This window comes from Paenibacillus sp. L3-i20 (assembly GCF_022180385.2).
Lineage (GTDB): Bacteria > Bacillota > Bacilli > Paenibacillales > Paenibacillaceae > Pristimantibacillus.
This window is the reverse complement of record NZ_BQME02000002.1, coordinates 1,665,812-1,680,705: the sequence shown is the minus strand read 5'-3', so window position 1 is coordinate 1,680,705 and position 14,894 is coordinate 1,665,812. Positions and strand designations below refer to the sequence as shown.

Below are 14,894 nucleotides of genomic sequence, written 5' to 3'. Positions count from 1 at the left end.
AATAGTAAGGCCTTTGTTAACCGGCTAACTGTGCGGCTAACGAAAGCCTTATTTCGATTATTTTCTCGGCGAATCGCTGATGGCCTCAACTGCACCATGTTGCTTGAAATCGCGAAGAAGATCATTTGTAATAACTCTGTCGGATATGAGAAGCTCATAGTTGGCACTTTCGTTAACAGGAAGACAAGTGGTTGTATCAAGTAGCTGTCCCGATTCAACCGAATAACATCGTCCATTAGACGGAATTCCGTTTGTGGATGGGAGAAAGTAACGATGGCCATCTGTCCATGTGCCATCTCTTTGTACAAGCAACCTCGTCTCACTCTGCTTGTTCGTCAGCAATGGAAGACCAAGCATATTCGGCTCCTTTGTCGACATGCCGAGCAAATGCAACAAAGTTGGCGCTATATCAAGTTGACCGCTTACGGAATGAAAACTGCCAGCTCTTGCACCATCAGGAAGATGGATGAGCAGCGGAACTTGCTTTGTCACTTGCTCTCTCTGCAGTTCACTTGAAGTATCCTCCATAAATCGATCGTATTGATCCCACTCTTGTATCGCACTATCATGATCTCCGTACACGACAAATATAGTGTTCTCCCAAAGCCCCTCAGCTTTCAATCGTTTAATGAGTTCACCAAGTGCTGCGTCTGCGTAATGAATGACCTGCAAATATTTGCCCATCATCGTCCCATCCAGCTCTTCTACATTCAGTTCCTGCTGGGCAAGAGGCAATTTGTACGGGTGGTGGCTTGCCAATGTAATCATTAGAGAATAGAAAGGAGTCTGTTGTTCAGAGATGACATCCATTGATTGCCGATAAAAGGATTTGTCGCCAACAGACCAACCAATTGGCTCATCTTTTTTGAAATGGTTAAGGCTGTAGAAATGGTCATAGTCCATGTTGTTGTACATGACATTGCGGTTCCAGAATCCGCCCTGATAAGGGTGGAACACAGTTGTCGCATAGCCGTTGTTCTTTAATTGCTCAGGCATACACTCAAAATCATTAGAAGCGTATTGAATAAACACAGATCCGCTCTTCAACGGCAGAAGGGAGCAATTGGCTGCAAAATCAGCGTCAGAAGTTCTCCCTTGCGCAGTCTGGTGATAGAAGCGAGTGAAATATGCGCTTTCTTTCATAAGTTCGTTGATGACAGGGGTAATTTCCTGGCCGCCAATCGACTTGCCAATCATAAAGTTCTGTAGCGATTCTACTTGTACCATCACAATGTTGCTACCAGCGTATGCGCCGAATAAAGGATCGTTCTCAAGCTCAGCTCTTGCTTGACCCCGCTCGATCATCCATAACTCTGTTTCTGATTTTTGATCGGCTGTAACTGTTCCTGCTCCAAGCCAATTCAGCTTAGCATAACGATAAACATCATAGCCGTGAAAGCCAAGACCGCCTGCAACATTGTAAATGGCTAAGTTCCACCAGTTTTTCTCAAACAAGCCTTTGGCCCATGTTTCAGTTGCGTGATTAACATTAGTAAAAAAAAGTGAGAACCCAAGCATCATGATTGCACTACTGGTGCCAAAACGAATCATTAGCTTGCGAGAGAGACGACGTGTTGGGTTAGTTACTCGTGTTGTTTGTTTGTCTCGAGGAATTCGGAGATGGGAACGACCTCTCCAAATGACATAAACGGCAAATGGAAGGATGATAAGCGCGTCAACAAACAGCCAGAAATCACCAGGCTTAAGCAAGTTTGTAATGCTTCCACCAAGCGATTCCACTTGATTAAGCTGCAATAGAACAGGTACTGTAATTAAATCTTGAAAGTAGCGATAGTAGATCACATCAGCAAACAATAAAAAGGAAAGAACGATGTTTAAGCCGATCAGTGACAGGATTCTCCCACGAGTTGGAAGGAGTAGCGTCCAAAAGGATACTAAAAGTACGGCTCCCACCTCAATGATGGCATCCGTCTTGTTCATATCCATATAAAGCACTGATAACAGCTTGGAAAACAAATAAAGTTTCCAAACCATTGCCGCAGCAAATAGCAGAAGATCGACGACTACAAGCCGGTCAAGCCATATAAGAATATGGCTTAATCCGTTCTGTAGTATTCCACGCTTGTTAAGCACACGACCGCTAATCGTTTGGTGCTCGTTAGTCATTCCGTTTCTCCCTTGGAGGAAGTGGACCGAAGAACTGATAGTACTCACACTGAATACGACCGTTGAATAGCTTGCGCTTTTTGTCAGCTGGACGACCCATATAATGTTCAACCTTTAAAGAAGGAGTAATTGCGAATACGGACCATGTTGGGTAATGGAGTGTAGTTAGTCCGAATTGTCGAATAGCCGCTTCAGCCTCTGCTTCATCGCCAAGCCGTTCGCCATAAGGAGGATTCGTAATAATTACGCCGTAATCTCCTTGAGGTTTAACTTTAGAAACAGGAAGGACGTTTAGTTTAATTTCTTTTGCAAACCCGGCACGTCTAATCGCTGCTTCCGCAATATCAATAGAGTGTGGATCAATATCAGATCCTGCAATTTGCAGCGGAATATCGTCTTTAACTGAATCATAAGCTTCTTCGCGAGCTTCGCTCCAAAGTGATTCAGGTATGATGCTCCATGTTTCACTGTTAAAGCTTCTACGAATTCCTGGTGCGATGTTCCATCCGATCATTGCAGCTTCAACAAGGAACGTTCCTGAGCCGCAGAAAGGGTCATAGAAGGGACGTTCAGGACGCCAGCGGCTAAGCTGGATGAGAGCTGCTGCCATAGATTCACGAATCGGTGCTTCTGTGGAAGCAGGGCGGTAGCCGCGTTTATGCAGACCGGCACCAGAAGTATCTAATGTAAGTAGAGCCTCATCGTTTAGAATAGAAACTTCTATAACGTACTTGCCGCCATTCTCATCGAACCATTCTGTGCCGTAGCGATCCTTCATTTTTTCTACAACCGCTTTTTTGACGATGCTCTGACATGCTGGAACGCTGGATAATTGAGATTTATGCGAACGTCCGTTAACGGGGAATTCACCATCCTCCGGTATCCAATCCGGCCAATCGAGTGCTTTCGTACCTTCGAATAATTCTTCAAAGGTTGTAGCTTTAAATTTTCCCATATTGATTAATATACGGCCTGCTGTACGCATCCAAAGGTTGGTGCGGCAAATGTCCGCTAGTCCGCCAGTGAAGTTAACTCGTCCATTCTCCACTTGCAAATCGTTGTAGCCCAGCTCCTTTAGTTCACGTGCGACTACAGCCTCAAGCCCCATTGGGGAAGTAGCAATTAATTGCAGTTGTTTCATCTTGCACACTCATTTCCATTAGTAATAAAAGACGCCAAGGCTGTTTCAGCCCCTTACACTTGTAACGTACCTTATAAAAAACATACAATTAAGTATAGGCGATACGGCTATACATTTACAAATAGGTACTTAAGGAGAGAAATTAGAAATGTCGATTGAAGAGCAATATGTAGATTCCTTGTATGAGAGGGATCATATGCTTGAGCTAGTAAAAGAAGGAATTGAAAGCCATGGAATGCCCAGCATCTCCATCGCAGACGGCTACGGAAGACTTCTAACGATGCTTGTACGATTAGCTGGCGCAAGTAATCTGCTAGAGATAGGCGCGCTTGGAGGATATAGCGGTATATGTCTCGCAAGGGGATTGAATGAAGGAGGATCGCTCATTTCTTTGGAGCTGCTGCCTGCTTATGCTGAAGTTGCCAAGAAACATATGATTGAAGCAGGGCTTGGTGACAAAGTGAATTATTTAATCGGCGATGCTAAGGAAAGTTTGGCGAAGCTTAAAGAGGAAGGACGTACCTTCGACTTTTTCTTTATTGATGCGGACAAAGAAGGTTACCCCGTATATCTAGATTATGCGATTCAGCTTGCTAAACCAGGAGCACTAATTGTAGGCGATAACATATTATTGCGCGGACGAACGATAGATGAGGCGAAGCAAGGACCTGCAGTGAAAGCTGTGCGCTCCTTTAATGAAACGATAGCTAAGGATGAGCGGCTTGAGAGCACTATTTTGCCAGGCTATGATGGGCTCGCAATTGCAAGAGTAAAGGGATAGAAGAAAGTGAGGAGGCACTGAATGATAAGTAGATTAATCTACCTATAACTCAGTGCCCTCTTTCGGTTTTGGTTATTAAGTCGCACCAGAACAATATAGGCCATTCCTATAATTGACAGGTGTGTTAATGTACAGTTTCGGAGTTTATTGGTACGCCTTTATTCCGAGCAGTGTTTCTAGATTTACAAATTCAAAAGACTGTCTTTTTAGTTCATCTATGATTAGTGATAAGGCACTTACATTGGAAGTAAAGTCCTCAAGTGAATGCATTAATATAATATCGCCATTTCTAACATTACTAATTACGTTTTGTGCAATCATATTAACATCATGCTTTTGTGTCCAGTCTAATGTGTCTAAAGACCATAACACTACTTTATATCCCGCTTGTGTGGCTATTGAAAGTACTTTTGAATCGGTTTCACCGTAAGGAGTCCGAAGAATAGCAGGTTTTAGACCAATTACCTTTTCAATGGCTGCCTCTGTTTTTTTTATATCCATGTAGATTTCGTCATTATCCAATGATGTCATATCATCGTGCTTGTAGCTATGTGATAGTATGAGGTTGCCGTTTTGATAGGTGTTTAATACTACTTGTGGATGTTTTTCTACATTGATACCAGTAAAAAAGAAATTGCCCGGCACATTCCTTTCTTTTAATAGTTTAACAATTCCGGGTGTCACCGTTAAATCAGGTCCGTCATCAAAGGATAATGCTATCATTTTTTTATCTGGTCCATTTAGGAAGACACTTTCATTTCGGTTCCTTACAAACTCAAACATTTTCTTTCGCCACATCACCATGCATTCCCATTTCTCATCGGTCAACGTCTGTGAAAGACCCTTTATTTCTAACAAATAGTCGGGACCTCGAGTCAAATACGATCACCTCAACTTCATTTTCTCGTCTATCCGACCGACAGTTTAATTTTTACAGTCAATGTAAAAATTTCGACTGAATCTACGTATGTTGGGTTCTATAAAATGTCTAGTAATAAATTGCCCCTTAAATGGATCAAGAGAACTATCATATACAATGATGCTCATATCAATAATATATGATAGTTGTAAAAAGTGTCTATAAAATCCATAAATTAAGCTATCTTCATTATTTTTTGAGGAGTACTTAAATTAATTCGTTACACAAGGTAGCTTTTCAAGGACTAGCTTTTTAACATCGAGTTCTGTGTTGCAGCTGAATTTAGACAGTTTATTTCCGTTTCAGTAGTGATAGCCACACCCAAGCTCCATTGAGCAGCATTAGTACACAAGAAACTAAGAATAAGCCTTGAATACCAATATATCCAGATAATGCTCCGCCTGTTATTGGCCCGACCATATTGCCTAGACTGAGCGTACTTGTGTTGAAGCTGTAAGCTCGGCTCTCCATTCCGTCAGGGGTATATGTACGTATCAAAGCGTTAACAGCAGGGATGAGTCCACCCAAAAATAGGCCTAATCCGAAGCGGGCAAGCACAAGTTGCCATACCGTTTCAGCAAAAGCTTGTGGAATGAAGGCTAGCGCAGCACCAACAAGCGACACGGCGAGCACTCGCTCTGCACCAATTTTATCGCTTAATTTCCCTAGTATCGGCGATGCAATCATATTAGACAGACCAGTTGCAGCTCCAACAAACCCAGCAAGAAATGCGATGTTTTGCGTGCTGCCATGAAGATCTTGTACAAAAAGCGGTATTAATGTCATTGGGCTCATATTTGCGAACTGGATAAGGAATGTTACTCCAAAGAGAGCCATTAACTGAGGAATGCGACTAATTTGTTTAAATCCTTCAATGACGGAAGTTTGTACACGAGCCGCAGCCTTAGCTAAGTCAAAGGATTCTTTCACGACGAACAAAGCTAACAATGAAGCAATAAATAATAATGCTCCTGTAATGTAGAAGATAGGTCTAAAGCCAACCGCATCTGCAAGCAATCCTCCAATAAAAGGCCCAAGAATTGTTCCGGCCATTGCCCCTGATTGGATAGAACCCATCGCAAACCCCATGCGTTCCTTAGGAGTCGTTGCCGAAATAAGTGCAATGGAAGCAGGATTAAAGCCCGAAATAGTTCCATTCAACATACGAAGCAAAAGAAGATGCCAAGGACTAGTAGCGAAGCCCATCAGCACCATGACGATAGCCATACCGAATCCTGAACGAAGAAGCATCATCTTACGGCCGTATCGGTCAGCAAGCTTGCCCCATATCGGTTGAAAAATAAACGCAGTTACGAAGTTTCCAGCAAAAATAACGCCAGCCCATACGCCGATCTCATGGGGATCGGATAGCCCAAGTTCAAATTGTAAATAAAGCGTCAAAAAAGGGATGATCATTGTCATTCCGGCCATTACCAGAAACTGCCCAAACCATAAGACGATTAGATTCTTTTTCCACTGTTCCATAACGATAGTATACCATAATTTCTTTTTATTAACGCAAATATTGGTGCATATTTATAGGTCTAAATGCCTAAAAAAAGTGTGTAAAGTGTTTGTTCAGCGAGAAGTGATATCGTAATAATCAGTCGAATTATGTCTTAAGTAAAGCGAAAGTGTCGATGTAACGGCATTTTTGTCGGATCTATATTAACAATTTTCAATATGCACTAAAGGCGTCGGTTAAGTAAAAAAATCAGCATTAAATAGATAAGACCATGGGGACTAATTCCTATGACTTTATTTGTTTTATTGCTATTTTTTTTAATATCCGAGAAAGTTTGTCGATTTAATTAATTTAAATAGACAATTCAGCCCATTAATAGGACTATAGTCATTGACAGAACCCCGAAATACTGTTTAAAATTAGTAGTAAACTTATTGGTTTTCAAAATAATGATTAGGTTAAAATACCTATTGGTTGGTGATGGAGATGTCGGCTGCCCGCAAAAGAATCGGAGATTTGTTGCTAGAGTCCGGCTTAATAACGGAAGAGCAACTGAAATTAGCACTTGAAAGGCAGCGTAATACGAAGATGAGGCTGGGCGATACTCTTATTTCTATGGAGTTTATAACGCAGCAGCAGTTTATCGAAGCTTTGGAATTTCAGCTTGGCATACCCCACGTACAACTATTTCGATATAAAATTGATCCGAAGATCGTGGGCCTCATTTCCCAGAAGCTTGCAGACCAGCACTGTGTTATTCCATTACGAATAGAGGGTAATAAGCTTGTGCTTGCTATGGCTGACCCACTGGACTACTTCGCCATTGATGAAATACGCATTGCTACAGGTTTGCGAATAGAACCTGTGATTGCCTCCAAACATGAGCTTGTCAACGCTATTAATCGGTACTATGGCTTACAAGACACAATAGAACAAATCACACAAAATCTTCAGCTTAGGGATTTGGATGAAGATACTGCCATTAAGGATGAGGATTCGCCAGTTGTTAAGACGGTGAATGGCATTATTGCTCAGGCTGTACAGCTCGGAGCTAGTGATATACATCTCGATCCTCAGGACAGCAACTTCCGTGTTCGTTATCGGGTTGACGGAGTTATACGTACAGAACGGACATTACCTGCTGGAATGCATGCGATTATTGCAGCGCGGATCAAAATTATGGCGAATTTAAATGTTGCTGAGAGAAGGCTGCCGCAAGATGGCAGGGTTGAGCTCGAAATTGATTACCGTAAGGTGGATATTCGTGTAGCGACATTGCCAACCATTCATGGTGAGAAGGTCGTTATTCGTATATTGGATTTGGGACACTCTCTAGCAGATATAACGAAGTTGTCCTTCTCAACCCGGAATGAAAAGTTGTTCCGCAGCAGCATAGAGGGCGCTCATGGCGTTATTCTTATAACTGGCCCAACGGGAAGTGGTAAGTCTACTACATTGTATTCTGCTTTAGCACATTTGAATCGTGATGATGTCAACATCATTACAGTAGAGGACCCTGTTGAGTTTCAACTAGAAGGAATTAATCAGGTTCAAGTAAATGCAACTTCTGGACTCACGTTTGCTAGAGGGCTTCGATCTATTCTTAGACAAGATCCTAACATCATTATGATCGGAGAAATTCGAGACTCAGAGACAGCAGAAATTGCTGTTCGAGCAGCGATGACAGGCCATCTTGTATTAAGTACATTACATACGAATAGTGCAGTTAGCTCTATTAGTCGACTTATCGACATGGGAGTAGAGCCATTCCTTATTTCTTCATCTGTTAATTGTATCGTCGCACAACGTCTCTTGAGGCGGATATGTACGGAATGTTCTATTTCGTATACACCGAATGACGAAGAAGCATCAATACTAGAGTCGAGTGGATTACCCAAGGAAAAGTTGTTCCGAGGCGGAGGCTGCGCCAATTGCGGTCGGACAGGTTATAAGGGAAGAATAGCAGTTCACGAGGTTTTGAGTCTGGATTCTACACTCAGATCAATGGTCATGGCCAAAGCGTCAGATCATGAATACGATGCACATGCTTTGAGGCAAGGGATGATCCCAATAATGATAGATGCATTAAGCAAAGCTATCGCAGGATTTACGACCCTCTCCGAAGTGTTCCGTGTTCTTGGGCAAGGAGATGAACAACATTGACAGCGTTAGAAATGGATAATTGGACGATGAGTGCAGCGCAGATGCTTCAAGCAGCATATGATGTGGGTGCATCAGACATACATATTACAGTTAATTCTCCCGTTTTACTTCGAATACATGGTAGTTTGAAGCCGATGAATGCTATTTTGCTAAATCAACATCAAACACATAGCCTAGCTAGAGAACTAATGACGGATTTGCAATATGAATGTTTGATGGAGCAAGGGGAAGTCGATTTTTCATATGGTATTCCAAAATTATCTCGTTTTCGGGTTAACGCTTATAAGCAACGCGGTAGTGTTGGACTAGCAATTCGTATCGTGCCGAGCTCTATACCTACAATGGAGCAATTGCAATTGCCCACCATTGCTAAGGAATGGATTAGTAAACCTCAAGGATTGCTTCTTGTTACTGGACCAACTGGCAGCGGGAAGTCGACTACACTTGCATCTATGATCGATCACCTGAATCGAACAGAAAATGCACATGTCATTACACTGGAAGACCCGATCGAGTTTATACACGATCATAAGAAATCACTTGTTAATCAGCGTGAGGTTGGTCTAGATACATCTTCATTTGCATCAGGCTTAAGGGCTGCACTTAGACAAGATCCAGATGTCATTCTGGTGGGAGAACTTCGTGATCTCGATACGATAAGTACAGCTATTACAGCAGCCGAGACAGGGCATCTAGTGTTAGGTACACTTCATACGACAGATGCACCTCAGACGATTGATCGGATCATTGATGTGTTCCCATCTAACATGCAAGCACAAATTAGAATACAACTAGCGTCAGTATTACTCGGAATTATTTCTCAAAGACTTGTTCCTCGAATGGATCGCAGCGGTCGTGTAGCCGCATTTGAGATATTAATTAATAGTCCAGCCGTGTCGAACTTGATTCGATCCGAGAAGGTATATCAAGTACGTTCCGTGATGCAAACCAATCGATCACTTGGCATGCTGACGATGGAAAATTCACTTCGGGATCTCATCCAGAAGCGATTAATTTCACTTGAGGCAGCGCGTGAAACGTTACCTGGTTTAGCAGAGATATAATTTTGAACCATTAAGCAATGCGATGTGGAGGTGGAGTAGGAATGCCAAAGTATCGGTATAAGGCCGTCACAGCCGGTGGCAAAAAATCAGTTGGCATGCTTGAAGCAGTCTCCATACAACGAGCTAGAGAGGTAATCAGCGAAAAAGGACTTTGGGTCACAGACATAGTAGATGCCAGTGATACGACGTTGTATAAGGAAATATCGCTTGGTGGTCCTCGGGTGAAGACAGACCAATTCACTGTATTTTGCAGACAATTGGCAACGATGTATCGCGCTGGTGTCAGCATTGTAGAAGCTGTTCAAATTCTCCGAGATCAAACTGCGAGCAAGACACTATCGAAGATTTTGGATGAAGTAGCAGAGAAGATGCGAGGCGGACAACAGCTCTCTGATGCAGTTTCGGCGTATCCAACTGTGTTCAGTCCTGTATTTGTTTCGATGGTCCATGCTGGCGAGATAGCAGGTAATTTGGACATTATGCTTGAACGACTAGCCGTTTTCTTCGAAAAAGAAAGAAACACTCGGGAGAAGGTTAAGTCAGCGATGATCTATCCCGTCATTATGCTTATTATGATGGTGTTAGTCGTTATATTCATGATGTTGTTTGTTATTCCGCAATATGCAACCAGCTTCGAAGGAATGGGAATGGAGTTACCCCTTCCGACAAGAATTGTAATGGCGACAAGTGAATTTATTCAAAGTTATTGGTACATCGTCATTGCATCGATGTTTGTGCCGAGTCTAATTTGGAAGCTGCTAAGGCGCACCGAAGAGGGGCGACAACGGACAGATTATTTCCTGCTCAAGATTCCTGTATTCGGGACACTTTGGCATAAACAAGCTATTGCAAGGTTTTCCCGTACATTCAGCTCATTGCTTGCGGCTGCGATTCCATTGATGCAAGGCTTATCAATTGTATCCAATGTTGTCAACAATGCAGCTATCGGTAAAGTCATTAACGATGTAAAGGATCAAGTGGTAAGCGGAAACTCGATGGCTGATACGTTCAAAGAGTCCAAGCTGTTCCCGCCAATGGTCGTCCAAATGATGGCAATCGGCGAGCGCTCAGGAGCAATCGAAGAGATGCTGGAGAAAGTTGCTGACTTCTACGAAGCAGATGTTGACCAGATGGCAGACAGGCTGAAAGTGTTGATAGAACCGCTTATGATTTTACTCCTTACGGGAGTGGTTGGCGTTATCGTCATGGCTGTCATGATGCCAACGTTTAAGATGATGGAAGGTTATCTCTAAGGGCTTTACTGCATTACCAAATAGATTGTTTTTTCAAATTGAGAGGAGAATGTTTATGTTGGCAGTTCTAAAAAGAAATGAAAAAGGTTTGACGCTAATCGAATTATTGGCGGTATTGGTTATTGTGGGGATTATTGCGGCTATTGCTATTCCAGCGATAGGTAATACAATTGCAAATTCAAAAGAAAATGCGGATAAAGCTACAGCTAAGCTTATAGTTGAATCTGCTCAACGTTATATCTTGGATTTAGAGACGAATAATACAACAACAGCTACAACTACAATAGCTGGAGACCATGTAATTGCGACTACCCTTGTAGCGAAGGGCTATTTGGTTGCGGATCCAAGTTGGAATAATACTGCGAATAAGAGAACAATCTTTAATGTAGCTGCCGATCCAACAGGCAACTGGAAAGTTACTCTTAAACCATAGGGAAATATATTTATCTATTTAATTCTATTAATAAAGGATTTGGAACATGACACCTTCGCTCATAATAATAGTTACTTTCTTAGGGCTACTGCTTGGCGGGGTGCTTAATAGAATTGCAATCAAGTGGGATAGCAGACTGCTATCCCACTTCCCTCCAATTTATTGTGTGTCTGGCAAAAGCGTCAATAAGAAGCATAGAGCAGGCTGGCTACCTATTATTGCAGTCTTTTCAAAAAAGCGTTGTTCTTCTTGTGGGAACTTGACATGGTGGCGATACGCTGCTGCGGAGCCAATCACAGCGCTATTGTTTGCCTACTCAGCCTATCATTATGGAATGCAGCTTGAGCTAATAGCTTCATTATTCCTTATTTCTATTCTAGTAATTATTGTGCAAACAGATATAACAGATATGATCATCCCGAATGTTGTAGTTGCTTGGGGTGTGGTGGGAGCCGTTATTATACGGCTCTTCATTCATCCATTGCCGATTTGGGATTATTTGATTGGTGCAGTTGCGGGAAGTGGGGCGCTGCTTGCGATTGGTTTGTTAGCGGGTTACCTATTGAAGAAAGAAGCAATGGGTGGGGGAGATATTAAGTTATACGTTTTTATCGGGTTGATTCTAGGGACGAAGCTAACATTGCTAAGCCTCTTTTTATCTAGTGTGATTGGTCTGATTGGCGGAATATTGTTAATGGCTTTAGGTCGTCATGCCAAAGGGACTACGATACCATTTGGCCCTTACATAGCGGTAGGAGCGTTGTGTGCTTATTGGTGGGGGGATCGATTAATCGGATGGTATATCAGTTGATTGACTTAGTTTAAACGCTTATGTTCATTATAAACCTGCCAAAAGCAACTCTCTATAGACTAACTATATATGTACTAACATATGTGAATGTATCAGTGTAATGTTTACTGCTGACTTACGACTATGAATTTAACTACTAGGTTTTCGAATAATAGAATTAACAATCGTTGAAGTTGTGTACGTAGCATTGTTAGGCAAAATCATCGTCAGAGTGATTTCCATTTCACCATCTAATACTTTAAAGCCAATGGAATATACTTGATCTGATAATACTAGTTTCTTTGAATCTGTTGGGGTGATTCCTGTATCACTAGACTCAACTTCTAATGTGTTAGTGCTGTTATCGAACTTGTATTTTATAGTTTGGGTTCCACTAGTTAATTTAAGGTCTGTAGAAATGTCGTTTTCCATAATAAAACCATCGCGTACCGTAGCTACGATATGCTCTGTTATCATTCGTGATTGTTGCATAATTTGTTCCCTCGACTTCACATTTTTGACCCCTGCATTCGTATGGTTCAGGAGATAGATGAGGGAGCTTAAAATGATCAACGTTAAGACAAGTACCGCAGTTACTTCAACAAGAGTTAATCCTTTTTCATTTTGTATGGTCCGCATAAGGACACCCCTCAATTAGCTGAATTCTACATATGCTTTCAGTGTAAACTGCTTGCCAGTTTCCTTGTTTGCACTAGTTACATTTACTAGTTTAAATATGTTTTTCAACGGAATAATTAGATCTCCACCCGTTTTAGCTATCGTTAGATCGTTAAAAGTAGAATTTGATATTGAAATAGAAATAGTATATTTCGGATTTACTTTTGGATATTGAATAGACTGAACAGTTGAGCTCGATGGCGATAAGTTAACATTCTGATCAAAAATAGTAGCAGTTCCTAGTCGTGAATTGTTTTTAATCTCTTCTAATACTGATCTTGTAATTTGTACGGATCGATCTTGCTGCTCATTGTCTTTGGAATGTATCGTAGATTGCTGTAAAACAAAAGTAATTGCAAGAATAGCTATACCTAATAAAACGACTGTACCTAGCACCTCAACTAATGTTAATCCTTTTTGGTTGTTCATCGAGAACCTCCATAAATTTAGAGTAAACCTATAGGTTTACTAATAGAATATAGGAACGCAGGAGGGAAGGCAATGCAAAAATATATTAAGTCCGAAAAGGGCGGCACTTTGATGATAGCATTCGGATTTATCGTAGTTCTTGCGATAATGATAGCCCCGCTTGTACTACAAACGAATAACGGTTTGTTGCAGGCCAAGACGGGAGGAAATAAAGAAATTGCCTTTACACAAGCCCACTCTGCTTATTCTGTATTTGGACGATTATATGAAAATCTACAAACAAAAACGAATAAAAAATATACGAAGGAAGATGTTGAAGCAATCTACAATTCTGTGGCTAACTTGGCTGAATTCAAATCTGGACCCGGAAAAGTAGTTTTAAAATGGGAGGAAAAAGAAGGCAAAGCTATAGCTGTTATCTTTACTTCGCAAAGCGGAGAAGGTAATCAAAAAAGAGTCAGCAAATTGAAATATCCTTTAAAGGCACTTCCGGAAATCCCAGAAGTAACATCACCGCCAACTAAACCGGAACCAACAAAACCACCTATACCAGGACATAAAACAGTCATACAAAATAATCCTGTAAATGATCGAATATTTGTAAAATGTCCGGTTCCTAGTACTGACTTTATTGACCATAGTTATAACCCGGTTAAATTCAGAGCAGACTTCGGTCAACAATCCGAACACTACTTAACGACAGTGTTCCAACAAACAAATGCAAGCAGATTAGAAGATGTAGCGACAATCAACAATAACAAGACAGCATTAACGGATAAAGTAATAAATGGATCTAGCAAAGTGGGCGCTTATGCAGGAAACATAAATATTATAGGGACCAGCTCAGATGTAACATTGATTGACGGAATAGAAGCAGCAGGTAATCTCGTTTTTGCAGAAAATATATCAAAAAAAACGACGGTTAATGGCAAGACGAGAGTCGGCGGAAACTTGACCATACTAAATGTTCAGACTGCAATTGGATCAGCTGTATATACCCCAAATGAACAGCTAACATTTTCAGACTCGGTTTATGTACGGGGAGATGCCATAATTGGTTCAGGAGGTCCTGTTAATAAGTTAATTGTAAAAGGTGACCTTATTATTGGAGGCAACTTAACTTTTAAGAATACGGCATATGATCTGCAAGTAGAAGGAGATCTAATAATCGGGGGGGACCTGATTGGGGAGCAAGCCAGTACGATAGAAAATTGGACGGTAAATCGTTCTATGTTAATTAAGGGGTCAATGAAATTTAACAATACAATCGAGAAATTTGCAGTAGGTGGAAATTTTATTTCGAAGAAAACGATGGAATTTTCAAATCGTGTTAAAGACTTGCAAATTGGTGGCGCGCTTGTGTCGGGTAACGATATGAAATTTGGCAACAATCTTGATGTCATTGTTGTTGGGACAGACTTAATAGCTGATAAAAATTTTACTATTGCTGTAGCTGGGACGAAAAAGCTTGTAGTGAACGGCAATTTTATCGTTTATGAAAATGCTTCGATAAGTGAAGTTGCAATTGCAAATACGGATAACAAAATGAATGCTTTTATGGTTGGAGGTACAACGAAATTTATTAATTATACAAACGAAAAAGCAGTCTGTATTACAGGTTAATAAGTTAAGAGTATTTTTTGATTGATAT

General features: G+C 41.3%; 13 protein-coding genes. 7 read left to right on the top strand and 6 right to left on the bottom strand.

Annotated features, from left to right (window positions below; translation table 11 throughout):
- Positions 1-57: 57 nt before the first annotated feature.
- Positions 58-2,127, bottom strand: coding sequence for an LTA synthase family protein (locus MFF31_RS21670; protein WP_238190957.1), 2,070 nt, complete (start codon positions 2,125-2,127; stop codon positions 58-60).
- Positions 2,120-3,268: a THUMP domain-containing class I SAM-dependent RNA methyltransferase gene (locus tag MFF31_RS21665; protein ID WP_238190954.1), complete on the bottom strand. Its 1,149-nt coding sequence runs from the start codon at positions 3,266-3,268 to the stop codon at positions 2,120-2,122. The genes MFF31_RS21670 and MFF31_RS21665 overlap by 8 nt, the downstream gene beginning before the upstream one ends.
- Positions 3,269-3,416: 148 nt before the next feature.
- Between MFF31_RS21665 and MFF31_RS21660 the strand changes: the two genes are divergently transcribed.
- The gene (locus tag MFF31_RS21660) at positions 3,417-4,049 is read left to right on the top strand and encodes an O-methyltransferase (protein ID WP_238190952.1); all 633 of its coding nucleotides are present in this window, start codon (positions 3,417-3,419) and stop codon (positions 4,047-4,049) included.
- Positions 4,050-4,193: 144 nt separating this feature from the next.
- Here the strand turns inward: MFF31_RS21660 and MFF31_RS21655 are convergent, their stop codons facing one another.
- Both MFF31_RS21655 and MFF31_RS21650 read right to left on the bottom strand, forming a co-directional pair.
- Positions 4,194-4,907 carry a polysaccharide deacetylase family protein gene (locus MFF31_RS21655; RefSeq protein WP_238190951.1) on the bottom strand — a complete coding sequence of 238 codons (714 nt, stop codon included), beginning with the start codon at positions 4,905-4,907 and terminating at the stop codon, positions 4,194-4,196.
- A 352-nt stretch (positions 4,908-5,259) separates the two neighbouring features.
- Positions 5,260-6,453, bottom strand: coding sequence for an MFS transporter (locus MFF31_RS21650; RefSeq protein WP_238190949.1), 1,194 nt, complete (start codon positions 6,451-6,453; stop codon positions 5,260-5,262).
- 466 nt (positions 6,454-6,919) lie between these two features.
- On the opposite strand from MFF31_RS21650, the gene MFF31_RS21645 reads away from it, so the two are divergent.
- From MFF31_RS21645 to MFF31_RS21625, 5 genes are read left to right on the top strand one after another with little or no spacing between them, the layout of a single operon-like run.
- On the top strand, positions 6,920-8,596 hold the full coding sequence (locus tag MFF31_RS21645; protein WP_238190947.1) for a GspE/PulE family protein: 1,677 nt from the start codon (positions 6,920-6,922) through the stop codon (positions 8,594-8,596).
- A gap of 26 nt (positions 8,597-8,622) precedes the next feature.
- A complete protein-coding gene (locus MFF31_RS21640; RefSeq protein ID WP_238192184.1) occupies positions 8,623-9,660 on the top strand; it encodes a type IV pilus twitching motility protein PilT in 1,038 nt (345 codons plus the stop codon).
- A 41-nt stretch (positions 9,661-9,701) separates the two neighbouring features.
- Complete coding sequence (locus tag MFF31_RS21635; protein ID WP_238190945.1) at positions 9,702-10,913, top strand: type II secretion system F family protein; 1,212 nt, start codon at positions 9,702-9,704, stop codon at positions 10,911-10,913.
- Positions 10,914-10,968: 55 nt separating this feature from the next.
- Positions 10,969-11,346 (top strand): prepilin-type N-terminal cleavage/methylation domain-containing protein, encoded by a 378-nt coding sequence (locus MFF31_RS21630; protein WP_238190943.1) that lies wholly within the window; start codon positions 10,969-10,971, stop codon positions 11,344-11,346.
- 46 nt (positions 11,347-11,392) lie between these two features.
- Positions 11,393-12,157, top strand: coding sequence for a prepilin peptidase (locus MFF31_RS21625; RefSeq protein ID WP_238190941.1), 765 nt, complete (start codon positions 11,393-11,395; stop codon positions 12,155-12,157).
- Between the two features lie 129 nt (positions 12,158-12,286).
- Here the strand turns inward: MFF31_RS21625 and MFF31_RS21620 are convergent, their stop codons facing one another.
- Entirely contained in the window at positions 12,287-12,775 is a 489-nt protein-coding gene (locus MFF31_RS21620; protein WP_238190939.1) for a hypothetical protein, read from the bottom strand.
- Positions 12,776-12,790: 15 nt separating this feature from the next.
- Complete coding sequence (locus MFF31_RS21615; protein WP_238190937.1) at positions 12,791-13,243, bottom strand: type IV pilus modification PilV family protein; 453 nt, start codon at positions 13,241-13,243, stop codon at positions 12,791-12,793.
- A 72-nt stretch (positions 13,244-13,315) separates the two neighbouring features.
- Here MFF31_RS21615 and MFF31_RS21610 point away from each other — a divergent pair, with 72 nt between their 5' ends.
- Positions 13,316-14,866, top strand: a complete 1,551-nt coding sequence (locus tag MFF31_RS21610; RefSeq protein ID WP_238190935.1) for a hypothetical protein — start codon at positions 13,316-13,318, stop codon at positions 14,864-14,866.
- Positions 14,867-14,894 lie beyond the last annotated feature (28 nt).

What these genes read in the sequence shown, in the direction of transcription:
- MFF31_RS21670 (WP_238190957.1), bottom strand. Translation starts at nt 2,127, where the DNA reads ATGACTAACGAGCACCAAACGATTAGCGGTCGTGTGCTTAACAAGCGT.
- MFF31_RS21665 (WP_238190954.1), bottom strand. Translation starts at nt 3,268, where the DNA reads ATGAAACAACTGCAATTAATTGCTACTTCCCCAATGGGGCTTGAGGCT.
- MFF31_RS21660 (WP_238190952.1), top strand. Translation starts at nt 3,417, where the DNA reads ATGTCGATTGAAGAGCAATATGTAGATTCCTTGTATGAGAGGGATCAT.
- MFF31_RS21650 (WP_238190949.1), bottom strand. Translation starts at nt 6,453, where the DNA reads ATGGAACAGTGGAAAAAGAATCTAATCGTCTTATGGTTTGGGCAGTTT.
- MFF31_RS21645 (WP_238190947.1), top strand. Translation starts at nt 6,920, where the DNA reads ATGTCGGCTGCCCGCAAAAGAATCGGAGATTTGTTGCTAGAGTCCGGC.
- MFF31_RS21640 (WP_238192184.1), top strand. Translation starts at nt 8,623, where the DNA reads ATGAGTGCAGCGCAGATGCTTCAAGCAGCATATGATGTGGGTGCATCA.
- MFF31_RS21635 (WP_238190945.1), top strand. Translation starts at nt 9,702, where the DNA reads ATGCCAAAGTATCGGTATAAGGCCGTCACAGCCGGTGGCAAAAAATCA.
- MFF31_RS21630 (WP_238190943.1), top strand. Translation starts at nt 10,969, where the DNA reads ATGTTGGCAGTTCTAAAAAGAAATGAAAAAGGTTTGACGCTAATCGAA.
- MFF31_RS21625 (WP_238190941.1), top strand. Translation starts at nt 11,393, where the DNA reads ATGACACCTTCGCTCATAATAATAGTTACTTTCTTAGGGCTACTGCTT.
- MFF31_RS21620 (WP_238190939.1), bottom strand. Translation starts at nt 12,775, where the DNA reads ATGCGGACCATACAAAATGAAAAAGGATTAACTCTTGTTGAAGTAACT.
- MFF31_RS21615 (WP_238190937.1), bottom strand. Translation starts at nt 13,243, where the DNA reads ATGAACAACCAAAAAGGATTAACATTAGTTGAGGTGCTAGGTACAGTC.
- MFF31_RS21610 (WP_238190935.1), top strand. Translation starts at nt 13,316, where the DNA reads ATGCAAAAATATATTAAGTCCGAAAAGGGCGGCACTTTGATGATAGCA.